Below are 22605 nucleotides of genomic sequence, written 5' to 3'. Positions count from 1 at the left end.
GAATAGCTCTTTTGTACTAGCTCAATGGTACAATATGCAACTGAAACTGTAAACAGATGAATAGACTTGTACTGATTAATTAGCTAGCGATTAGTCTGGTTTTTGAGGGTAATGCAGCCGATATATCGCCCAGAACAGCGTGATTTTAGTTGAATGACCAGTGAGTCATGGGGGGATGGAAAAGGGGATTCGTGGGCGGGATCGGCTATTAAGCAGTGGTTCAAGGATAGTGCTGGTAGTTCTGTGGGGCGATTGCTATTGTCCGCTCTTATTCCGCCAGCCTACAGGAGCCTGCTGATGGAGTGTCGCTCAGATTGCGGTGCCTGCTGTATTGCTCCTTCTATTTCCAGCCCGATCCCCGGAATGCCGTTCGGCAAGCCCGCCAATACCCGTTGCCTGCACTTAGATGACCAGATGCGCTGCGCTATTTTTCACTCGCCAGATCGCCCAGCGGTTTGCGGCAGCCTGCAAGCCCTGCGGGAGATGTGTTTTGATACCCGCGAACAGGCTCTGGTCTATTTGATCAAATTGGAAGCAGAGACCGCGCCTTAAATGTGGAAAGGGCGGAATTAACCGCCCTCACAAACGACTGATAAAGCTGAACCAAGGGGAAACGTGCCGTTCGGGTCGTAAGCGGCGTAAGCCGCCGGAGCGCCCGTAGGTGCGGTCAACCCTTGGCTCACCTATTCACTAAGCTCCTACGGGCACACTATGGGCAGTATTTTTCAGCACCGGCCCGGTGTACTTCTCAATCTCAAGCTGCGCCATCTGTCCACAGTTACCCTGGGCCAGACTGGAAGAGCCGATATCGAAAGTCAGGCAATTGATATTGCCATTTTTACAGAGAGAACCCGGCACCGACGGCTCGGCGGGGTCAAACCATGCCCCCTCGCTAATCCGCACCACCCCCGGCCGCACATCCTCTGATACCACGGCACCCACCAATATCTGCCCGCGATCATTAAACGCCCGCACCAAATCACCATTCACGATCTGACGTGCGCTGGCATCTTGTGGGCTGATCAGAATCGCCTCCCGATCGGCCACTGCGTATTTCTCACGCAACGGCGTGTTATCCAACTGCGAATGCAGCCGATTGATAGGATGCGCGGTATTCAGTGACAGTGGATATCTCTTCGCCTCAGCGCCCCGATACCACTCGTGTGGTGGCATCCACGTCGGAATCCCCTGACAATCGGCGTACTCCATTTTGGCGATAGTATCCGAGTAGATCTCAATCTTGCCGGATGGCGTGCCGAGCGGATTGAGCAGCGGATTCTCACGGTAATCAGCGAACCGAACCCACTGCGTGTTCGCCTCGGGAATCGGGAAGCGAATATAGTTATTTGACTCCCAGAACATATCGAACGGCGGCAGTGCCACCCGCGCCGTACGGGCTTGCGATTTCATATCGTCATACATCGACTTCAGCCACTGGGTCTCATCTTTACCCTCGGTAAAGGCATCAATCACCCCCAGCCGGGTTGCCATCGCAGCGAAAATATCAAAATCACTGCGGGACTCATGTTGTGGCGGCACGCACTGGTGCATAGGGAAAACATAAAGCTGCGAATAGTCGCCACCCATCTCCAGATCGTTACGTTCATAACTGGTGGTGGCGGGCAACACAATATCCGCGTGTTTCGCGGTCGCCGTCCAGTACGGCTCGTTCACCACGATAGTGTCGGGATGCTGCCAAGCTTTCACCAGATTATTGGTATCCTGATGCTGATGGAAGGTATTACCCCCAGCCACATAGACCATTTTGACATCCGGGTAGGTCACTTTGGTGCCATTAAAATCAATGGTTTTCCCCGGATTAGCCAAACACTCGGCAATACGTGCTACCGGAATCGGCGACGGTGAACTCTTCGGCGCATTTCCGGCTGAGATCCCCGGCAAAATACCGCCTTTCGCTGTTGGGCTGCCGCCAGAAGAGTAGTGATAGCTGAAACCAAAGCCCCCACCCGGCAGACCAATTTGACCCAGCATCGCGGCGACGGTCACCAACAGCCAATGCTGCTGCTCACCATGGTGCTGACGCTGAATTCCCCAGCCACCCATGATCATGGTGCGCTGCTTCGCCATATCCCGTGCCAGTTGACGCAGCACATTGGCATCCACGCCACTGATATCCGCTGCCCACTCTGCCGTCTTCGGCTGACCGTCACTCTCTCCCAGCAGATACGCTTGGAATTTGTCAAAACCGACAGTGTAGGTTTTGAGAAAATCGGGATTATGCAGCTTCTCGGTCAGTAAGGTGTGAGCGATCCCGATAAGCATGGCGCTGTCGGTATAAGGGCGCGGGGCAATCCATTGAGCATTGGTGAATTTAGCGCTGTCATTATGTACCGGATCAATACTGATGACTTTGGTGCCTTTTGTCTTCAGCGCCTCAAAACCGGTTTGCCCCACGTGATCGGGGATATTCCAGCTATTTTTCAAAGTGATCATGGGGTTACAGCCCCACAAGATCACCAGTTCACTGTTCTCGACCACATTCGGCCAAGCGGTTTGCTGCTCGTAAACCTCCATCGACCCCATCACATGGGTCATAATCACCTGTGCGGCCCCAGTGGAGTAGTCGCCAGCATAGCCGAGAAAGCCGCCACTCAGATTCATTAGCCGTTGCAGCAGGGTGCGGCTATTGTGCAGCATCCCGACACTTTTCCAGCCATAAGAACCGGCATACAGCGCCTGCGGGCCGTGATCTTTCTGCACTCGCACTATCTCGTTGCACACCAGTTCGGTGGCTTTATCCCAACTGACCCGCACCCACTCATCACGCCCACGCAGTTCGGTATGGCTGCCGGGACCGCCTTCTAGCCAGCTTTTACGCACCATCGGATATTTGATGCGGTTATCGGCATGGACTTGATACGGGGCCATGGTGATCAGGTCATTTGGCCAAGGGTCATCTTTAACGGGCTGAACACCGACCATGCGGCCGTTCTCGACGATGGCTTCAAATGCGCCCCAATGTGCTCCGGTCAGAATCCCTTTTTGCGCCTGACGCAGCGCCAAAAACTGAGGTAAAGCTTGGCTGATGGCTTCCGCTAAGGCGGATTTAGGCCACAGGCCACCGACCAGAGGTAAGACAGCCAAGGCACTGCTGCCCAGTAAGAAACGACGGCGGCTCATTTGTAAGGGTTGTGTTTCGTATTTAGTCATTTTCGCCTCTTATTTACAGCTGGGCCGGCATATCACTGGCATGTTTTTGTACGTATTGGGTCATCACGCGCAACTGTTCCTGTGTCAGGGAGGTGCGTGGTGCCATGCCTTTAATTACCCCAATCCATTGGTTCGCGTTGAAGCGGTCCAGTGCCGTCAAACCGTGGCAACCGGTGCAGTTGGCTGACATCATATCGGCAGCGTAGCGCCAGATTTTCTGTTGATCATCAACCAGTTGTTTCTTCGGCAACCACACCTGAAGTGCGACTTGATGCCACACCAGTTGGGTTTCCGGGTCGGTTTGGGTGCTCAGGGTTTTCAGTGCTTTTTGCGCGTCGTCACCCAGTAAAACACTCAGGATTCGCTTGCCTTGGGCGGCATAGAACACTTCTGCGACGCCATCTTGCTGCCAGCCTTTCACCTCCACCAACACCTGATCCCCTTGCTGTTTCAGCACCTCAACTTGTGTCGATGGCATCAGGTTACCGGCATTATGGCTATCACCGGGACTCATAAAGAACGGCTCGGTGGCGATGGTATAGAGTGTGGTGGCACTGGCGGGTGTTTGTGCAGCCGCCGTTGCCAGTTCAGCCGCGCCGGCTTGGGTCACTTCACTCATATCCGGCAGGATATGGGCGACCCCTTTATGGCAATCAATGCAGGTTTCACCTTGTTTAATGGCGACGGGGTGCTGAATGCGAGCTTCAGCACTTTGCCCGGTGATATCCATGGCATCAAAACTGTGGCATGAGCGGCAGGTGGCGGAGTCACTCTCTTTCAGCGTCTTCCAGACCGATTGGGCCATGGCAAGTTTATGGGCCTCATATTTCTCTGGCGTATTAATAGTGCCGGCCATTTCCCCATAGATATCTTTCACCGCGCGGATTTTGGTCCACAAATAGTCCAGTGGTTCGTGGGGCACATGGCAGTCAGCACATTCAGCACGGATGCCTTTGGTATTTTGGAAGTGGACGCTACCCTGATATTCAGCCAAGGGCTGTTGCATGGTGTGGCAGGAGACGCAGAACGCGGTGTCGCTGGTTTTATGGAAGACGGTGGCGGTCCCCGCTAATAGTGCTGCACCGATAATGATGCCGATCAGCAGTATCCATAACCATCCCCACCGGCGTCGTTTGACGAAGCCAGTCTGTTTTTTGCTCATAATTGCACCCACTGTAAATTATCTAATCATTATTGGTAGAACAGACGGATCAAATGTACTGATGCTTAAATGCCAAATAATCTGCCAACAAAAAGAGATCAAATAGCGATAAATCTATTCCATAATATAAGTAGGTCTATTGTAGGGCGATTTTTTGCTGCTGGCTAACCCGAATGGGGTATTTAGCAATATTAGTTCAGATTTGCTGAATATAAATGCGGGGAATGAACAAATTTTTGGGGTGAGCGACAAATAACCAGCTGAATTCACTGGTTATATAGTTAATTATATAGCGCTATTTTTTAGTCGTAATGACGATAAAACTGCTGATTGAGCCATAATTCGATGCTGTGACGGCTGGCTTCAAAATGGGGTTCAGGTAATTCCCGGGGATTGCACCATAACCATTGCTGACACTTATCCGGTTCTTTCAGCTCTGGCTCTCCGCCGGGATGCTGGGCCAGTAAGCAGACCGAAACGGTATGTTTACCCTCTTCGCGCCAAGTGGCGATGTTATTACAGAGCGCGATAACATTTAGTTCATTGATATGTAAGCCAGTTTCTTCGTGTATTTCGCGTTTTGCCGCCGCTTCAAATGACTCTCCGGCCTCCATATGACCGCCCGGAATGGACCAGTAAGGGGCATGCTGACCGCAACGCTTACCCAGCAGTACCTCCCCTTGCGGGTTGACGAGAATCACACCCACACCGACAACAACAGACATCGAACTCACTCCTCTTGGATAAGTGTCAGCAATCATCAGCTAGTTTGGCTGTTTTGTTGCTGACATAAATCTATTCACCGCAAAAATGTGCGGAACGTCAAATATTCATCAATAATAGAAGCAGAAAACTTGCATATATCCTTAGGCGGAAACACACTCCTTGAAACGTTTCAGCGTTATCTCGTCACCAGATGATAAAGGGTAACGCGCCTTTTTCTCATTAAAGCTGAAACGATTCAACTTCAGCAAGAGAGGAGATAGTATGTTCCAGTTATCGACGAAAGATATCCATCTGGCTGCACAAGCCGACAGCAAAAACGAGGCGATCACTCAGGTGGCCGCTGCGCTGACTCAAGCGGGCTGCGTCGCTGCCGCTTATGTTGATGGCATGTTGGCCCGCGAGCAGCAGACATCAACCTATCTGGGTAATGGGATCGCCATCCCCCATGGTACTACGGATACCCGTGATCTGGTGCTCAATACCGGCGTGCAGGTGTTCCAATTCCCGCAGGGTATCGCGTGGGGCGACGATCAAACTGCCTATATTGTTATCGGCATTGCCGCCCGCTCTGACGAGCATTTGGCCTTACTACGCCAGCTCACTCACGTATTAAGTGATGATGCGGTGGCAGCGCAACTGGCAAAAACCACCTCGGCTGAAGAGTTGCGCAGTTTGCTGATGGGCGAGAAAAAAACCGCTGAATTCCATTTCGACACCTCACTGATTGCCCTTGATGTGGCGGCTGACAACCTGATCACGCTACAAGCGCTGAACGCGGGGCGTTTACAGCAAATCGGTGCAGTTGATACCCGCTTTGTGAGTGATGTGATTACTCGTGAACCACTGAATTTGGGGCAGGGCATCTGGCTGAGTGACAGTACCGAAGGCAATTTGGTCAGTGCCGCCACGGTAAGCCGTCCGGCGACCGCATTTGAGCATCATGGTGAAAAAGTGGCTCTGTTGCTGACACTCTCTGTAGCGGATGATCAACCGCTGACGGTGCTGAACTATCTCAGTGACCTGCTACTGGCGAAAAAAGCTGATATCTTGCTGAACGCCGATGCCGCCGCACTGCTGGCACTGCTGACCAGTGAGTATGTTGAGCAAAGCGAAGTATTAAGCGCGGAATTTGTCATTCGTAACGAACACGGGTTACATGCGCGACCAGGGACGATTTTAGTCAATACAATCAAACAGTTTACCAGTGAAATCACCGTAACCAATCTGGACGGCACCGGTAAACCCGCAAATGGACGTAGTCTGATGAAAGTTGTGGCTTTAGGGGTTAAAAAAGGCAATCGCCTGCGCTTTACCGCCAGCGGTGAAGATGCACAGGCGGCACTGGATGCTATTGGTGAAGCTATCGCCGCCGGTTTAGGCGAGGGGGCAGCATGAGCAGAAGAGTCGCAACCATCACGCTAAACCCAGCTTATGATCTGGTGGGTTTTTGCCCTGAAATCGAACGCGGTGAAGTTAATCTGGTGAAAACTGCGGGCCTCCATGCCGCCGGTAAAGGGATCAATGTTGCCAAGGTACTGAAAGACTTGGGGATTGATGTCACTGTGGGTGGTTTCTTGGGCAAAGATAACCAAGATGGCTTCCAATTGTTATTCAGCGAACTGGGTATCGCCAACCGTTTTCAGGTGGTGCCGGGTCGTACCCGCATTAACGTCAAACTGACTGAAAAAGATGGCGAAGTGACCGACTTTAACTTCTCCGGTTTTGAAGTCACCAAACCGGATTGGGATCGTTTCGTCACCGACTCATTGAGCTGGTTGGGACAATTCGACATGGTCGCGGTCAGCGGCAGCTTGCCTGCGGGCGTCAATCCCGATGACTTCACTGACTGGATGAAGCGCCTGCGCTCTCAGTGCCCCTGCATCATCTTCGACAGCAGCCGTGAAGCGCTGGTTGCTGGGCTGAAAGCCTCGCCATGGTTAGTGAAACCGAACCGCCGTGAGCTGGAAATTTGGGCCGGTCGCCCATTACCGGAACTGGCTGATGTGGTGGAAGCCGCGCACGCCCTGCGCGACCAAGGGATTGCCCATGTAGTGATCTCGCTCGGCGCGGAAGGGGCATTGTGGGTCAATGCCTCCGGAGCTTGGCTGGCAAAACCGCCTGCTTGTGAGGTGGTCAGCACAGTCGGTGCCGGTGACTCAATGGTGGGTGGCCTGATCTACGGATTATTAATGCGCGAGTCCAGCGAACACACGCTGCGTCTGGCGACAGCAGTCGCTGCTTTGGCCGTCAGTCAGAGCAATGTGGGTATTACGGATCGCCCACAGTTAGCCGCCATGATGGCAAAAGTCGACCTGAAACCCTTTAATTAATCTCCGGAGGCGAAATGAAAACGCTACTAATAATAGACAGTTCGCTCGGGCAGGCCAGAGGCCATCTCGCGACACTGATGTTGGGTGCTGCGGCGGCAAAAGCAGGACTGAGCTGGGTTGAGAGTGCCGCTGATGCGGAGCTGGTGATTGTTGCTGGGCAATCAGCCCCGGCTGACAGCGCGTTGAACGGCAAAAAGCTCTACATCGGTGATGTAGAAAAAGCGGTGCGGGATCCGGACGCTTTCTTGGCCCAAGCTATTGCGCAGGCCAAACCCTATCAGGCGGCGGTTGCAGCTCCGGCAGCTATTGCGACCCCCAGTGGTCCAAAACGTATCGTGGCGATTACGGCGTGCCCAACAGGCGTAGCACACACCTTTATGGCGGCTGAAGCCATTGAAAGTGAAGCGAAAAAACGTGGCTGGTGGGTGAAAGTTGAAACCCGTGGATCGGTTGGCGCAGGTAATACCATTACGCCAGAAGAGGTGGCGGCGGCTGACTTGGTTATCGTGGCCGCGGATATCGAAGTGGACCTCGACAAGTTTGCGGGCAAACCGATGTACCGCACCACCACGGGTCTGGCGCTGAAGAAAACCGTGCAAGAGCTGGACAAGGCGCTGGTGGAAGCTGAAGTTTATCAGCCCAAAACTGGCAGCAGCACCGGCACCAAGAAAACAGAGACTGGCGGCCCATACCGTCACCTGTTGACTGGCGTCTCTTATATGTTGCCGATGGTGGTGGCAGGGGGCTTGTGTATCGCGCTCTCCTTCGTATTCGGTATCAAAGCGTTTGAAGTGAAAGGCACTCTGGCTGCGGCCTTAATGCAAATCGGTGGCGGTTCGGCATTTGCCCTGATGGTCCCTGTATTGGCGGGCTTTATTGCCTTCTCCATTGCTGACCGTCCGGGTCTGACACCGGGTTTGATTGGCGGTATGTTAGCGGTGAGCACCGGTGCGGGCTTCCTTGGCGGTATCATTGCCGGTTTCTTGGCCGGTTATGTGGCGAAAGCGATCAGCACCAAGCTGCACTTGCCGCAAAGTATGGAAGCGCTTAAGCCGATACTGATTATCCCGCTGGTGGCCAGCTTGATCGTCGGTTTGGTGATGATTTATGTGGTCGGTACGCCGGTGGCAAAAATCATGACTGGCCTGACTGATTGGTTGCAATCCATGGGTACGGCGAATGCGGTACTGCTGGGGGCTATTCTGGGTGCGATGATGTGTACCGACATGGGTGGGCCAGTTAACAAAGCGGCCTACGCTTTTGGTGTGGCACTGCTTAGCTCGTCAGTTTATGCGCCGATGGCCGCTATTATGGCTGCGGGGATGGTTCCACCGCTGGCAATGGGTCTGGCGACACTGTTGGCACGTCACAAGTTTGATAAAGGTGAGCAAGAAGGGGGCAAAGCAGCGCTGGTACTGGGCTTATGCTTTATCTCTGAAGGGGCGATTCCGTTTGCTGCTCGTGATCCAATGCGTGTCTTACCCTGCTGTATCGCCGGTGGCGCACTGACGGGCGCACTCTCTATGGCCTTCGGCGCACAACTGATGGCACCACACGGTGGCTTGTTCGTGCTACTGATTCCTGGGGCGATTCATCCAGTGCTGTTATATCTGGTGGCTATCATCGCGGGTACTGTGTTGGCCGGTGGCGCATACGCCATGCTGAAACGCCCTGATGAAGTGGTCGCGAAAGTCGCGTAACGCGCTCTTTGGTTAATGTAGGCATCCCTACATCAATAATAAAAAACCGGCCTCCAGTGCCGGTTTTTTCATATTCATTTAATCTGATTCGGCTCAACGCCATTCAGCTAAACTTTAGCTTTCAACTTCAACTTCAACTTTCAACTTTAGCTTTCAACTTCAACTTCAACTTCAACTTTCAACTTCAGCTTGCGACTTCAGCTTGCGACTTCAGCCAAGCAATCTCTTCGGCCCAGATATCCATATTCACCGTCTCCAGAATCAGCGGGATACCATCAAAACGTGGGTCGCGCATAATGTAGCTGAACACGGTTTTGCCAATATTACCTTCACCGAGGCTGTGATGGCGGTCAACACGGCTGTTAAATTCGCTTTTCGCATCATTAAGATGCATGCCGCGTAGATACTGGAAGCCGACAATATCACCGAGCTGCTTAAAAGTGTGCTCACAATCGGATTCAGTGCGCAAATCATAACCAGCAGCGAAAGCATGGCAGGTATCAATACAGACGCCGACTCGGCTCTTATCTTCTACGCCGTCAATGATGGCGGCCAGATGTTCAAACTTAAAGCCCAGATTACTGCCTTGCCCGGCGGTATTTTCAATCACCGCAGTGACACCCTCACTGGCATCTAGCGCGATATTGATGGATTCGGCAATGCGCGCCAGACATTTATCTTCATCAATTTGCAGTAAATGGCTGCCGGGGTGGAAGTTCAGTAATGACAACCCCAGTTGTTGGCAGCGGGCCATTTCGTCAATAAAGGCTTCGCGAGATTTCTCCAGCGCCTCAATGACTGGATGACCTAGGTTAATCAGATAGCTGTCGTGAGGCAAAATTTGAGCTGAAGTGTAGCCATATTGCTCACAAGCCTGCTTAAATTTCTCAATAACATCTTCCGCGAGCGGGGCTGCGCGCCATTGGCGCTGATTCTTGGTAAACAGGGCAAAGGCGGTGGCCTTAAGCTCGTGTGCCCGAATTACCGCCTGATCAACACCGCCTGCTGCGCTGACATGTGCTCCGACAAATTTCATTCCATTCTCCTTTGATAACCTGGTCATTATGGCACTGATGGGGCGATGATTGAATGGGATAAACTGTGGGAAAAAGTAGGGCCGCTAATGCGGCCCTAAATGACTCTCTATTATGTGGCGATCTTATGCCGCAATATGCTGTACCAATAAGTTGATCCCTGTGCCGCCAACCAGCAGCCAGACAAACAGCAGCAGTGCCAGCAACAGCGGTTTAACCCCCGCCTGACGAATGGAGCCAATATGGGTGGTTAACCCCAGAGCTGCCATCGCCATGGCCAACAAAATGGTGTCCAGCGTAATCAGATGGCTGACCCATGCTGCTGGCAGCAGATTGAGTGAGTTAAAACCGGCCATCAGAATAAATATCACCGCAAACCAAGGAATGGTGATGGCACTTTTCTCACGTTTTGTGCCGCTGATTTTCTGGCTACGACGACCTAGATAGGCGGAAAGTAGCAGCAAGAAAGGGGCTAACATCATCACCCGGATCATTTTGGTGATGACTGCCGCGTTTTCAGCATCAGGGCCAATAGCATGCCCTGCGGCCACGACCTGCGCGACTTCGTGGATCGTCGAGCCAGCAAAAATACCAAAGGTTTCCTGACTAAACGGTAGCCATTGATAGTGCAGATTGAGCTGATACAACCACGGATAAACAAAAATCGCCAGTGTGCCGAAAATCACCACTGTGGCGACGGCAACCGCCACTTTGCTGGCATCCGCTTTCAGTATTGGCTCGGTGGCCATAATGGCGGCGGCACCACAAATGCTGCTACCGGCACCAATCAACATCACGGTTTGCTGGTCCAAGCCGAAGAGACGCTTACCCAGCCAGCACGCCAAGATAAAGGTGGAGCTTAGAGTTAAAAGGTCAATGACCATACCGGTCGCACCGACATCCGCCACTTGCTGGAAGGTCAATCGGAAGCCGTACAAAATGATCCCCAATCGCAGCAAGTGCTGTTTGGCGAGTACCACACCATCAGCACAAATTGGTTGTACCCACGGATAGAGTGTATTACCGACGACGATGCCGAATATAATCGCCAATGTCAGGGCACCCAGCCCCATATTGATAAACCACGGCATATCACCCACGGTAAGTGCCAACCCTGTAATCACACCGGTTAACACCAAGCCCGGAATATAGCGGGGCAGGGTAAACTGCTGTGGTTGAGGCAGTTCTTTCGTATGATAAGTTGCCATGTTTTTACCCTATCGCCTGTAAAGATTACCGTTAGTGTAACGGCTTCGGCGATGATAGATAAATTCATTATATATTTATAATCAATCGATATAACTGGTATGCAGCTTTATGGGGTTAGGTCGGTGTCGGCAAGTGGGGCTGCTGTCATCCGTGAAGCAGGCATACCTCAATGGGGATGCCTGATCATGACGTTAGTGAGATTCGGACTGAGTGCTTTGCATTGTTACGCTAGGGATAGTGCTACGGTTTGGATTCTGAGTGTCGCCAAGAACACAAGCATCATAATCCTCCGCCATCGCACATTCCCAATTGCAATCCTCTGCACTTCCACCTTCGACTAATATCAGTTAAGCCAAGTGAGGATGAATTTATCTTTTCCTGCAAGGGAGCCTAGCTCTGGAGCCTCTGGATACTGAGGCAATAGAGGAAAGAAAACAGATTTCCCGATGATACTCCGGCTGGAGGCGTTGCTAGGTTTTAGCCCCCACAGATTTTGATAGGTCATCGGCACAGTATTGCCCGCCCAGTCGGTATTGCCAATATAGAGCATCACATGCCCCCCAATATAAATGAGAGTCGTAAATGGCCTACCCTGTTGTGCCAGATATTTTATCCTTGCTTCGGTAGAATAATGACTCAGATCGACACTTTTCCCACTGTGTGACTGCGCCAATGAATTTCTGGGCAGAAAAATACCAAAAGGCAGCATCAGGTTTCTTATTTCCGCCGAACAATCATTGAAGCCATAAATATCTCCCCAGCCATAATTCTTTCCCTGCATATTTTTATCAAGTGGGACATATTTTCTGGTGTCGGCGGGAGCGGAATCCGACGCAGGGTATTTTCTGCAAATGGCGTATAATGAATGGCAGCAATTCCCTGACTATTACTGACAGGGATGGCAGCAACCTCTTTACCCTCGACTGTCGTTAATGGGAGCAGTGTTCCGGTTCGTGCGGTAAATCTGAATACCCCCGCCTTATCGACAAAGCTGGCATTATCATTAACTACCGCGCCAAGGTTTTTTTTCGCCATCGCGGTCCATTTTTGGATAAAAATATCATCAACTTTGGCGATATCTGCGCTATTGGCCCAGCCACTGACGGTCGGTGTGATAACAAAACTCCATGATTTATCCCGAGTGGTGCCAGCAATATAGATTGGGGTGCCGGGGTGAATAGCGGAACTTTGTAAGGTATCAAAGGGGTATCCCTCTCCCGCCTGACTCGGATCATTAAAGGCAGGATAGGCTGTCGGCAACAATCGAACGGCAGTCTCTTTCAAGCTGATCCCCCTCGACGAAGGGAGGTAGTTCTGGGGAATCGGGATTAACGCCAGATGGCGCATCTGTTCTTTCCACGCCATCTCCAGCAGCATGAAATTTTCACCATAATAGCGGGCATCTGGATGGGTATAGTGATTCACATGTGCAGAGATACTCTCTTTGGCTGTGCCGCCATTACCCAAAAAAGGGTGAATATAAAATGCGTTCCAAGGGGATTCATCACCGCGACTCTGCCCGAAGTAATGGCGCATCAGTGCATTAAAATGGACGCGCTGTTGGATTGCGCTGATAAAGGGGCTGCGGTAGTGAGGGTCTGTGGGGGGAATCCACTTATCTGCATTTTGTGGGTAATCTTGGAGCGGAAAAACCGTTTTTGTCTGATCTATAAGGGGGAGACTTGAATGCATAGCTGGCTCTTTCCGTGATGATGCCGCTAAAGGTGGGGGGCTGTCTGCACATCCTGTCAGTATCAATAGGGCAGCTAACCCGATAGCTCTCTTCATATGAAAAATCCTTTTAAATTGGGGAGTTGTGTATACTTAAGCTTCACTGTTACGGGGGAAAGGGTCATGCGAGGTTACACTCACTAGCATCAGTGGTAATCACTCACAAAAGCAAAATGTAGGTTTTTAATATGAAAAAAGGTGGGCACGAAAAGTCGCTGTGGGTGATATTGGTGATGACGACACTTATTTATTTGTTAATCCCACCTTATTTAATCGCTTATTTTTTCAAGTTATATAACTTGAACCCTTTTCATATTGCGTCCCTGCCACATTTTAATCCGTTTAAGGCCGATCGCGGCATCCCGCTCTTTCAAACCTTCAGTTATCTATTAATTATCTGGTTGATTTTAAACGCAGTTATCAGCGCATTCATCGCGCTTGTTTATTATTTATTCTTTCGACCAGACGACAATGAATAGTCCTCTTGCTGCTTAATTTCATCCGCCAATAACCTCCCGATTTTGCTCAAAGGTGTTAGTCTTATACGGTAATTGAGACTATATACTTTTTCGTCAGCTATTGAATTTACAGCTAATAAATGAGTTCAGTTTATCCAGAAACTGACGAGTAAAGTGATGGTAGCGTCCTCCATTTTTTACTACAGAGACCGTTATGCACATAACCTTACGTCAACTTGAAGTCTTTACTGAGGTGCTGAAAAGCGGCTCGACGACCCAAGCCTCGGTTGTGCTCGCGCTTTCACAATCGGCTGTCAGCGCTGCGTTGGCGGATTTGGAAGGGCAATTGGGGGTGCAATTGTTTGATAGGGTCGGTAAGCGTTTAGTGACCAATGAACATGGGCGTTTGCTTTACCCTAAAGCTGTGGCGTTACTTGACCAAACTATTGAAATAGAACAGCTTTTCTTGCAGGATTTGGGCGCGTTGCGCATTGCTGCCAGTAGCACTATTGGCAATTATATGTTGCCGGGCATGATAGCTAAATATCGGCGCGATTTCCCCGGTACACCGCTGGAGCTGAATATCGGCAACAGTCAGGATGTGATTGAAGCGGTGGCTGATTTTCGCGGTGATCTGGGGTTGATCGAGGGGCCGTGTCATATGCCGGAGTTGATGACACAGGCTTGGCTGCAAGATGAGCTGGTGGTCTTTGCCGCGCCGGATAATTCGTTATGCCACAAAATGCTGACACTGGATGAGCTGGCGAGTGCGGACTGGATCTTACGTGAACGTGGGTCGGGCACACGCGAAGTGCTGGATCATCTGTTGCTAGCAAAATTGCCGCACTTTAAGTTGGTTATGGAGCTGGGCAATTCGGAGGCCATCAAGCGGGCCGTCCGTTATGGCATGGGCATCAGTTGCCTGTCGCGAAGAGTGATTAGCGATCAACTTGCCAGCGGCGAATTGATCGAGCTGAATATTCCGCTACCGACACTGGTCCGTACCTTATATTTGATTCATCATCGGCAAAAACATATCTCTAACGCCTTACAGCGGTTTCTTAGCTATTGCCAAGAGGATAACTGAACGGCAAGGATTAACCCAAAGCGAGTGACTCGCGCAAGGCAGTGGATTTTCAGTGTTTTACACCAATGCACTGGGTTATTACGGCGAAAACATTCAGCGGGTCACTATTTTCACTGGCAATTGCGCTTTTGCTAATAATTGCGTTGGGATCATGAAGGTATCTTATATCAGTGCATTGTTACTATCCGAGCGGGTGGGATTTGTTACAATCCCGCCTTATTTTTTAAGGGTGGATTAGGGTAATAATGACTCAGCAAAATACTAAAACCCCAGTGCCGCAGGGCGCACAGCGTTTGCGTCGAGAGCTTAAATCACGGCATTTAGCCATGATTGCGATTGGTGGATCTATTGGTACCGGTCTGTTTGTGGCCTCAGGGGCTACCGTCTCGCAAGCCGGTCCGGGGGGCGCACTGCTCTCCTATGCATTGATTGGCCTGATGGTTTACTTCCTGATGACCAGCCTCGGTGAGCTGGCGGCATTTATGCCCGTTTCAGGCTCATTTTCAACTTACGGCTCTAAATATGTTGAGGAGGGCTTCGGCTTCGCCCTTGGCTGGAACTACTGGTACAACTGGGCGGTCACTATCGCCGTTGACCTAGTCGCCGCACAATTGGTGATGAATTACTGGTTCCCCGATGCCCCAGGTTGGATCTGGAGCGCACTCTTCCTTGCACTGATGTTCTTGCTGAACTACATCTCAGTAAAAGGTTTCGGTGAAGCTGAATACTGGTTCTCCCTGATTAAAGTCGTCACGGTTGTGGTCTTCATCATTATTGGTGTGATGATGATTAGCGGCATCATGAAAGGGGGCGAAAGTGCAGGTTGGCACAACTGGACGATAGGTGATGCCCCGTTTGCGGGGGGATTCTCTGCCATGATTGGTGTGGCGATGATTGTCGGCTTCTCCTTCCAAGGGACGGAGCTGATTGGGATTGCCGCCGGTGAATCAAAAGATCCGGGCAAAAACATTCCCCGTGCCGTGCGTAAGGTGTTCTGGCGTATTCTGCTGTTCTATATCTTCGCTATCTTGATTATCAGCCTGATTATTCCGTATACCGACCCAAGTCTGTTACGTAATGATGTTAAAGATATCAGTGTTAGTCCGTTCACCTTGGTATTCCAGAACGCAGGTCTGTTATCAGCGGCAGCAGTGATGAACGCCGTTATCCTGACAGCGGTGTTGTCTGCCGGTAACTCCGGTATGTACGCCTCGACCCGTATGCTATTTACGCTGGCCTCCGAAGGTAAAGCACCCCGGATTTTTGCCAAATTGTCTAAGGGCGGTGTGCCGCGCAATGCCTTGTATGCCACCACAGTAGTTGCGGGTTTATGCTTCCTAAGCTCCATGTTTGGTAATCAAACGGTCTATCTGTGGTTGCTTAACACCTCAGGCATGACGGGCTTTATCGCGTGGTTGGGCATTGCTATCAGTCACTATCGCTTCCGCCGTGGCTATATGATACAGGGCCGCGATTTGAACGAGTTGCCATATCAGTCCGGTTTCTTCCCGCTGGGGCCGATTTTTGCCTTTGTGCTCTGTTTGATCATTACATTGGGGCAGAACTATCAGGCATTCCTGCAAGATCGCATTGATTGGTATGGTGTGACGGCAACCTATATCGGCATTCCTTTGTTCTTGGTGATTTGGTTCGGCTACAAGGTGACCCGTGGCACTAAGGTCATCAAATACAACGAAATGGAATTCCCGAAATGGCGTGATGAGAGTGAAGAGCATGAGGAGCCGAAAAAACCGGTACTGATCTCTGACTAACCATATCTTGTGGTCAAAATAGTCTCATCGTGTTGGAAGGGCGATAATCTTATCGCCCTTTTTTATGGGCACAACCTGCTTATTATTTAAGCGATATCTCTTATGATCAGGTCATCATTAGACAAAGATTTTCGCTGATAAACCTTTCTTCTCCCTACAAATCCCGAGCCTAATGGGCAACACTGATTAACTTGCCATATCAAATGAAGGGTTAAATATAATCAGACTCAATCAATTACAGTAAGCTTATTGATAATTATTATCGTTTGTTTTATCATTAGCGCTATATTAATGAGAAGAGTGATGGTACTCCGCAAGTATTAATTGATGGGTTAATAACTGAACCCCAATAACCTTAGGTCTATTTCGGAAATAGCAGGCTTTACATAAAGATAATTAAACATTGGGTGGTAATAGTGGGAAGCGCTATTACTGCTACGGTGAGCTATTGCCAATTTTATAAAAATAACATTTATCACCTGCCCGTCAGGCGGCATTGCTATAGGTAAAAAACTATAGGTAAAAACTGGCGGAAAGACTCGGAATAAATTTATACCTCATGGAGAACGGACAATGACTTTTAGGAAAACAAAATCTGCAACATTGGTAATAGCGGCAATTCTCTCATCTCAGGCACCTGCTGCTGAAACCTCGGTGACTGAAACAAGAAACACGCCTACCGATACGATGGTTGTCACAGCATCAGGTTTCCAACAACGTATTCAAGACTCAGCGGCATCTATTTCGGTGGTGACCCGCGAGCAAATCGAAAATAAAGCCTATCGTGATATTACCGACGCACTGAAAGATGTTCCCGGCGTTGTGGTGACCGGTGGTGGCAGCCACAGTGATATCAGTATTCGTGGCATGTCGGCGAAATATACCCTGATTCTGGTGGATGGTAAACGCGTGGATACCCGAGGTACACGGCCGAACAGTGATGGTTCCGGTATCGAGCAAGGCTGGTTGCCACCACTGGCCGCCATTGAACGCATTGAGGTGGTTCGCGGCCCTATGTCCTCATTATATGGCTCAGATGCCATGGGCGGTGTCATTAACGTCATTACCCGCAAAGTGGGTAAAGAGTGGCACGGGACTGTTCGCGCTGATGCCACTTTGCAGGAAGATTCTAAATCCGGCGATATATTCCAGACCAATGCTTACGCCTCTGGCCCATTAATTGATGGCTTGCTGGGATTAAAAGTCAGCGGCCTACTTTCTCATCGTAGTGAAGATAAAATAGTCGATGGTTATAATGAACAGCGCCTAAGAAACGGTGCCGCGACATTTACCCTGACGCCAGATGATAAAAACGAATTTGATTTTGATATTGGTCACTATGTACAGGATCGAAATTCAACCGCTGGGCGCTCAGTGGCGGTCAACGGTAAAAGCAGTGATGTGCAATATGACCGCAATAATTATGCGATTACCCACCACGGCTATTATGATTTCGGTAACTCAACCAGCTATGTTCAGCGCGATGAAACCCGTAATCCATCACGCAGCATGAAAAGTGTCGATAATATCTTTAATACCCAGACCTCATTCCTGCTGGATAATCACACCCTTATTCTGGGCGGCCAATATCGCTATGAAGAGCTGAATGACACCGGCAATCAATTAGCCTCAGCCAAAGATTTAACCAAATTAACCCGCTGGAGTTGGGCGTTATTTGCGGAAGATGAATGGCAGATGACCAATGATTTCGCTCTGACCGGCGGCGTCCGCATGGATCAGGATGAGAACTATGGTACTCACTGGACACCACGGTTATACGGCGTTTGGCATTTGGCAGAGCAATGGACATTAAAAGGCGGCATCTCGGGCGGTTATCGCTCACCTGATCTCCGTCAGGCCACCGAAAACTGGGGGCAAATCACCGGTGGTAAAGGGGACCCGGCGATTATTATCGGCAATGCTGACCTGAAACCAGAAAGAAGCATCAGTCAGGAGATCGGGATTCTCTGGGATGACCAAGAGGGGATGAACGCGGGTGTGACGCTGTTTAATACTGATTTTAAAGATAAAATTACCGAAGTGCGCCGCTGTACTGACACTACGGGTAATGCGTCCGGTCAATGTATGATCAATGGCACTGCGTATAAATTTATCAGTGACCGCACCAACGTCGATAAAGCCATTACCCGTGGCATGGAAGCCACTTTCGGTTGGGAAATCAATAAAGCGTGGTCACTCAGCTCCAACTACACCTTTACCCAATCTGAGCAGAAAAGCGGGCAATTCTCCGGCCAGCCACTGAATCAGATGCCAAAACATATGCTGAATGGCACCCTGAACTGGAAAGCCACTGAAGCGCTGGCAACTTGGGTGCGCGCCAACTACCGTGGTAAAACCTCGGAGTACCTCAACCGCACCAGTATCGGCGGCAGCACGCCATCCTATACTTTTGTCGATTTAGGGGCGAACTATCAGCTAACCAAAGAGTTCCGCCTAATGGGGGGGGTCTATAATGTGCTGGATAAACGTGTGGATATCGAAGTGAATGACAAGGTTCTGGATGGGCGTAGGTATATGGTGGGCGCGAGCTACGACTTCTAATCCCCTTCGTCCTTGAAACCACAGGGGTGTTAGCTGCGCTTACTTACCCGAATCACTGACTTAAGTCAGCTCATCGGGATGCATTCGCTGGCTGCCTACCTGTGGTCCCAATGACTTTTGGGATTGTCTTTTGCCCTTGAAACCACAGGGGTGTTAGCTGCGCTTACTTACCCGAATCACTGACTTAAGTCAGCTCATCGGGATGCATTCGCTGGCTGCCTACCTGTGGTCCCAATGACTTTTGGGATTGTCTTTTGCCCTTGAAACCACAGGGGCGTTAGCTGCGCTCATGCACCCGAATTACTGACTTGCTGTTAGCCTTGCTTATAAATAGGCTCATCGGGAAGGATTTACGGTGTCTTTACGATCCGCCTGTTCTCTCCGCACATGGCACTTTGCCAATAATATCGGGGGGACTAAGCCCCCCCTTTTTGGCGATTAACTTATACCGATATCAATCACTTTCTGGAAGGCGGCTCTTTGCGTCAGGCTTTGATACCAGCGCTGTAAATGTGGGAGTTCCGGGCGGGTGATTGACAGGTTAAACCAAGCATAGGCCAGACACCCGAGTGGAATATCGCCGATACCGAATTTATCCCCGGAAAGATAAGCTTGCTGCGCGAGGGCGCTATTAGCAATCGCCATTAATCTATTCAGTTGCTCAATGCCCTGAGCGATTTTCTCTTTATCCTGCTGCTCAGGCGGGGTACGAACTAACCCGATAAACACCGCCTTAAATGGCTCCACGACACTAGAGGTGACCCAATCCATCCACTTCTCTGCTTCCGCTCGCTGCCGCGCATCTGCCAGATAAAATGGGTTCTCACCGTATTGCGCCGCTAAATATCGCACGATGGTATTGGACTCCCACAGAATGAAATCCTCATCTTGCAGGCAAGGAATCAATCCATTGGGGTTCATTGCGCGATAAAGTGGCTCATTCAACTTGCCATATTGTCCGCCGACATCAATGCGCTCATAGCCAAGAGCCAATTCTTCCAAACACCAAAGCACTTTTTTGACATTACTCGAGTTATTCCGACCCCAAACAGTTAGCATGTAAGCCCCTATATTTGCTTGAAATAGTCTCTATTTCTTATGTTGCCAATGATGGATATCCCAGTCATGCAGAATTGCCAAATCCACCAATTCAGTGCCGGGATTGATCACGGCGGCGCGGTCAACATACTCCAACAGCGGTTTGTCATTGATCGAGTCACTGTAACCATAGGTTTGCTGAAAATCTAGCTGCGGCGATGCCGAGAGCCACTGTTTTAGCCGTTCGACTTTACCTTCGCGATAGGTCAGGGTGCCATAAGTTTTGCCGGTGTACCGGTTGTCCTTCACCTCAACCCCGATAGATAAGGCGGCATTGGCGGAGAAATGCCGCGCAATGGGTGTCACCAAATGCTCGCCAGTCGCTGAAATAATCACGATGTAATCACCGCGATTACGATGCCAAGCCAGCATTTTCCGAGCTTGCGGGTAGATGCGCGGCAAAATATCGCGCTCAATAAAACGCTCAACCCAGCCAGCCACTTCAGCCGTCTGCCGCCCGATCAAGGGGGAGAGGGTTGACTCCATGTAGCAGGACATCGACAACGCGCCCTGATAATACTGCTTCATTAAATATTGCTCTTGTTCTGCTAGTGCAGCGGGCGCAAGCCCCTTATCCACTAACCAGCGTAACCATAGGCCAGAACTGTCATTGCTGATCAGCGTTTCATCGAGATCAAACAGGGCTAAGTTCATTAAGCCACCTCCAAGCAGGCAGAAAGGGTGAAGTGAAGCTTAACAGTGCATTTTCTGGACATCAGCAATTCCCAACCGGAGTGAGGGGTATTTATAGCTAAGCTAATACTTTCTCCCCCAACATGAAAGAAAATACCCTTCGTCATTAACGTTGCAGGGGTGTTGGCTACACTCACGCACCCGAATCACTTACTGATGTAAGCTCATCGGGATGACTTCGTTTGCCGCCTACCTGCAACGCTCATGACTTTGGGTATGACCTTTGTTATTAACATTGCAGGGGGGTTGGCTACACTCACGCCCCCGAATCACTTACTGATGTAAGCTCATCGGGATGACTTCGTTTGCCGCCTACCTGCAACGCTCATGACTTTGGGTATGACCTTCGTTATTAACGTTGCAGGGGGGTTGGCGGTGCTAGTGATGGAGAGCAGAGTATCGGGAGATTAAGACAGAGTCATGACTCACCCTTATGATCAGTAATGAAAGAAATAACATAGAACGGATTGATATTGGTGTGCGGCTGAATTTCGGTGTTAATTGTTTATATCGTTTGGATATAGATTGTTAAGTATCTAGTCGAGAACGCTCTTAAAACTGCTTTTATGATGCGATGTGATTAAAGCCATTTGTCACTTGAGCTAAATGACTGAAGAGAGAGCGCTGTCGTCTGTCTGCTTTCACCCCACAGCTCAGGAGCTGATTATGCTGATTATTCGTTTGTATGGTTGTCCAGTTTTCATTGGTTCCGAGCAGAAAAAACAGCCAATTGAACATTCTGGAGTGAAAAATGAGCCACCAAAACTTAAGCAATCCCCTATTTGTTAACCCATCCGTCGCGAATGCGGCATCAACCAATACATTACCCTTATTGGATCTTTCATTACTCAATGGCAGTGAAACTGAGCGTCAGGCATTCTTAGTCGCCCTACGCCATGCGGCACGGGATATCGGATTCTTCTATCTTACCGGACATGGCATTGACCCCGCGTTATTACAACAAATCCAAAATTTATCACGTGAATTTTTCGCCCTGCCCGATGAAGAGAAGCTGGCGGTTGCGATGGTGCACTCGCCCCATTTTCGCGGCTATAACCGTGCCGCTGCTGAACTCACCCGGGGTCAGCCCGATTGGCGCGAACAGTTTGATATTGGTGCCGAAAGAGCTCCCTTGCCGCAAACAGCCGGCACGCCAAGCTGGGCACAACTGCAAGGTCCCAATCAGTGGCCTGCCACCTTACCTGAATTAAAACCAGCACTACTGCAATGGCAGCGGGAGATGACCGGCATGGCGCTGCGCGTGCTACGGGCTTTCGCGCTGGCATTGGATCTGGATGAAAACGCGTTTGATGAGCTGTATGGCGATAAACCCAATGAACATATCAAGTTGATCCGCTATCCGGGGCGTGAAACCACTCAAAGCGGGCAGGGCGTCGGTGCCCATAAAGACTCAGGTTTCCTCAGTTTCTTACTGCAAGATCAACAACGTGGCTTGCAGGTTGAAGTGGAGGAGGGACGCTGGATTGATGCCATTCCACAGCAAGGCACTTTTGTGGTCAATATTGGTGAACTGTTGGAACTGGCCAGTAACGGCTATCTGCGCGCCACTGTCCATCGGGTAGAAACACCGCCAGCGGGTGTTGATCGACTCTCTATCGCCTTTTTCCTCGGCGCGCGTCTGGATGCGGTGGTGCCATTGTATCAATTGCCCGCAGCGCTGGCGGCTGAAGCGCGTGGGCCAGCTAGTGACCCGCAGAATCCGCTGTTTCGAGATGTGGGGCTTAACTATCTTAAGGGGCGGCTACGCTCGCACCCCGATGTGGCTAAAAAGCACTACTCTGGCGTGATCGCGCCATCAGAAACGACCAGCACAACCTATTGATACTCAATTATAAAAACTAATTTTTGGGA

The 22605-nt window shown here is 50.4% G+C and carries 18 protein-coding genes; 9 read left to right on the top strand and 9 right to left on the bottom strand.

The annotated features are described in order from the left end of the window. Positions 1 to 297: 297 nt before the first annotated feature. Complete coding sequence (locus HRD69_RS18385; protein ID WP_032814020.1) at positions 298 to 552, top strand: YkgJ family cysteine cluster protein; 255 nt, start codon at positions 298 to 300, stop codon at positions 550 to 552. A gap of 138 nt (positions 553 to 690) precedes the next feature. Here HRD69_RS18385 and torA read toward each other — a convergent pair whose 3' ends face one another. From torA to HRD69_RS18370, 3 genes are all read right to left on the bottom strand, one after another. Beyond that, on the bottom strand, positions 691 to 3171 hold the full coding sequence (torA, locus tag HRD69_RS18380; protein ID WP_004874752.1) for a trimethylamine-N-oxide reductase TorA: 2481 nt from the start codon (positions 3169 to 3171) through the stop codon (positions 691 to 693). A gap of 13 nt (positions 3172 to 3184) precedes the next feature. Then, the gene (locus tag HRD69_RS18375) at positions 3185 to 4333 is read right to left on the bottom strand and encodes a NapC/NirT family cytochrome c (protein ID WP_032814021.1); all 1149 of its coding nucleotides are present in this window, start codon (positions 4331 to 4333) and stop codon (positions 3185 to 3187) included. 302 nt (positions 4334 to 4635) lie between these two features. Beyond that, complete coding sequence (locus HRD69_RS18370) at positions 4636 to 5058, bottom strand: nucleotide triphosphate diphosphatase NUDT15 (protein WP_004874754.1); 423 nt, start codon at positions 5056 to 5058, stop codon at positions 4636 to 4638. A 262-nt stretch (positions 5059 to 5320) separates the two neighbouring features. On the opposite strand from HRD69_RS18370, the gene fruB reads away from it, so the two are divergent. From fruB to fruA, 3 genes are read left to right on the top strand one after another with little or no spacing between them, the layout of a single operon-like run. Beyond that, positions 5321 to 6454 (top strand): fused PTS fructose transporter subunit IIA/HPr protein, encoded by a 1134-nt coding sequence (gene fruB, locus HRD69_RS18365; RefSeq protein WP_004874755.1) that lies wholly within the window; start codon positions 5321 to 5323, stop codon positions 6452 to 6454. After that, positions 6451 to 7389: a 1-phosphofructokinase gene (gene fruK, locus HRD69_RS18360; RefSeq protein WP_032814023.1), complete on the top strand. Its 939-nt coding sequence runs from the start codon at positions 6451 to 6453 to the stop codon at positions 7387 to 7389. Before fruB ends, fruK begins: the two co-directional genes overlap by 4 nt. Positions 7390 to 7403: 14 nt before the next feature. Then, the gene (gene fruA, locus HRD69_RS18355; protein ID WP_004874757.1) at positions 7404 to 9089 is read left to right on the top strand and encodes a PTS fructose transporter subunit IIBC; all 1686 of its coding nucleotides are present in this window, start codon (positions 7404 to 7406) and stop codon (positions 9087 to 9089) included. A 184-nt stretch (positions 9090 to 9273) separates the two neighbouring features. On the opposite strand, the gene nfo is transcribed toward fruA, so the two are convergent. The 4 genes from nfo to HRD69_RS18340 form a co-directional block, all read right to left on the bottom strand. Then, the gene (gene nfo, locus HRD69_RS18350; protein WP_004874758.1) at positions 9274 to 10125 is read right to left on the bottom strand and encodes a deoxyribonuclease IV; all 852 of its coding nucleotides are present in this window, start codon (positions 10123 to 10125) and stop codon (positions 9274 to 9276) included. Between the two features lie 123 nt (positions 10126 to 10248). After that, positions 10249 to 11331, bottom strand: coding sequence for a YeiH family protein (locus HRD69_RS18345; protein ID WP_004874759.1), 1083 nt, complete (start codon positions 11329 to 11331; stop codon positions 10249 to 10251). A gap of 344 nt (positions 11332 to 11675) precedes the next feature. Next, complete coding sequence (locus tag HRD69_RS20685; protein ID WP_004874760.1) at positions 11676 to 11882, bottom strand: hypothetical protein; 207 nt, start codon at positions 11880 to 11882, stop codon at positions 11676 to 11678. Between the two features lie 167 nt (positions 11883 to 12049). Beyond that, positions 12050 to 13024, bottom strand: a complete 975-nt coding sequence (locus HRD69_RS18340) for an SH3 domain-containing protein (RefSeq protein ID WP_004874761.1) — start codon at positions 13022 to 13024, stop codon at positions 12050 to 12052. Positions 13025 to 13251: 227 nt separating this feature from the next. Between HRD69_RS18340 and HRD69_RS20675 the strand changes: the two genes are divergently transcribed. The 4 genes from HRD69_RS20675 (at position 13252) to HRD69_RS18325 (ending at position 18942) form a co-directional block, all read left to right on the top strand. Further along, a complete protein-coding gene (locus HRD69_RS20675) occupies positions 13252 to 13542 on the top strand; it encodes a hypothetical protein (RefSeq protein ID WP_004874762.1) in 291 nt (96 codons plus the stop codon). A 193-nt stretch (positions 13543 to 13735) separates the two neighbouring features. Further along, the gene (yieE, locus tag HRD69_RS18335) at positions 13736 to 14608 is read left to right on the top strand and encodes a DNA-binding transcriptional regulator YeiE (protein ID WP_004874763.1); all 873 of its coding nucleotides are present in this window, start codon (positions 13736 to 13738) and stop codon (positions 14606 to 14608) included. A gap of 245 nt (positions 14609 to 14853) precedes the next feature. After that, positions 14854 to 16380, top strand: a complete 1527-nt coding sequence (locus tag HRD69_RS18330; protein WP_004874765.1) for an amino acid permease — start codon at positions 14854 to 14856, stop codon at positions 16378 to 16380. 573 nt (positions 16381 to 16953) lie between these two features. Continuing rightward, positions 16954 to 18942 carry a ligand-gated channel protein gene (locus HRD69_RS18325; protein WP_004874767.1) on the top strand — a complete coding sequence of 663 codons (1989 nt, stop codon included), beginning with the start codon at positions 16954 to 16956 and terminating at the stop codon, positions 18940 to 18942. 438 nt (positions 18943 to 19380) lie between these two features. Here the strand turns inward: HRD69_RS18325 and HRD69_RS18320 are convergent, their stop codons facing one another. Together HRD69_RS18320 and HRD69_RS18315 are read right to left on the bottom strand one after the other, a co-directional pair. Further along, positions 19381 to 20001: a glutathione S-transferase gene (locus tag HRD69_RS18320; protein ID WP_032813118.1), complete on the bottom strand. Its 621-nt coding sequence runs from the start codon at positions 19999 to 20001 to the stop codon at positions 19381 to 19383. Between the two features lie 30 nt (positions 20002 to 20031). After that, entirely contained in the window at positions 20032 to 20694 is a 663-nt protein-coding gene (locus HRD69_RS18315; RefSeq protein WP_004873684.1) for an HAD family hydrolase, read from the bottom strand. Positions 20695 to 21484: 790 nt separating this feature from the next. Between HRD69_RS18315 and HRD69_RS18310 the strand changes: the two genes are divergently transcribed. Then, positions 21485 to 22576 carry an isopenicillin N synthase family dioxygenase gene (locus HRD69_RS18310; protein ID WP_004873685.1) on the top strand — a complete coding sequence of 364 codons (1092 nt, stop codon included), beginning with the start codon at positions 21485 to 21487 and terminating at the stop codon, positions 22574 to 22576. The last annotated feature ends 29 nt before the right edge of the window (positions 22577 to 22605 follow it).

This window comes from Yersinia mollaretii ATCC 43969, from assembly GCF_013282725.1.
GTDB lineage: Bacteria > Pseudomonadota > Gammaproteobacteria > Enterobacterales > Enterobacteriaceae > Yersinia > Yersinia mollaretii.
The sequence above is the reverse complement of the archived record's forward strand: the minus strand, read 5'-3'. Positions and strand labels throughout refer to the sequence as shown.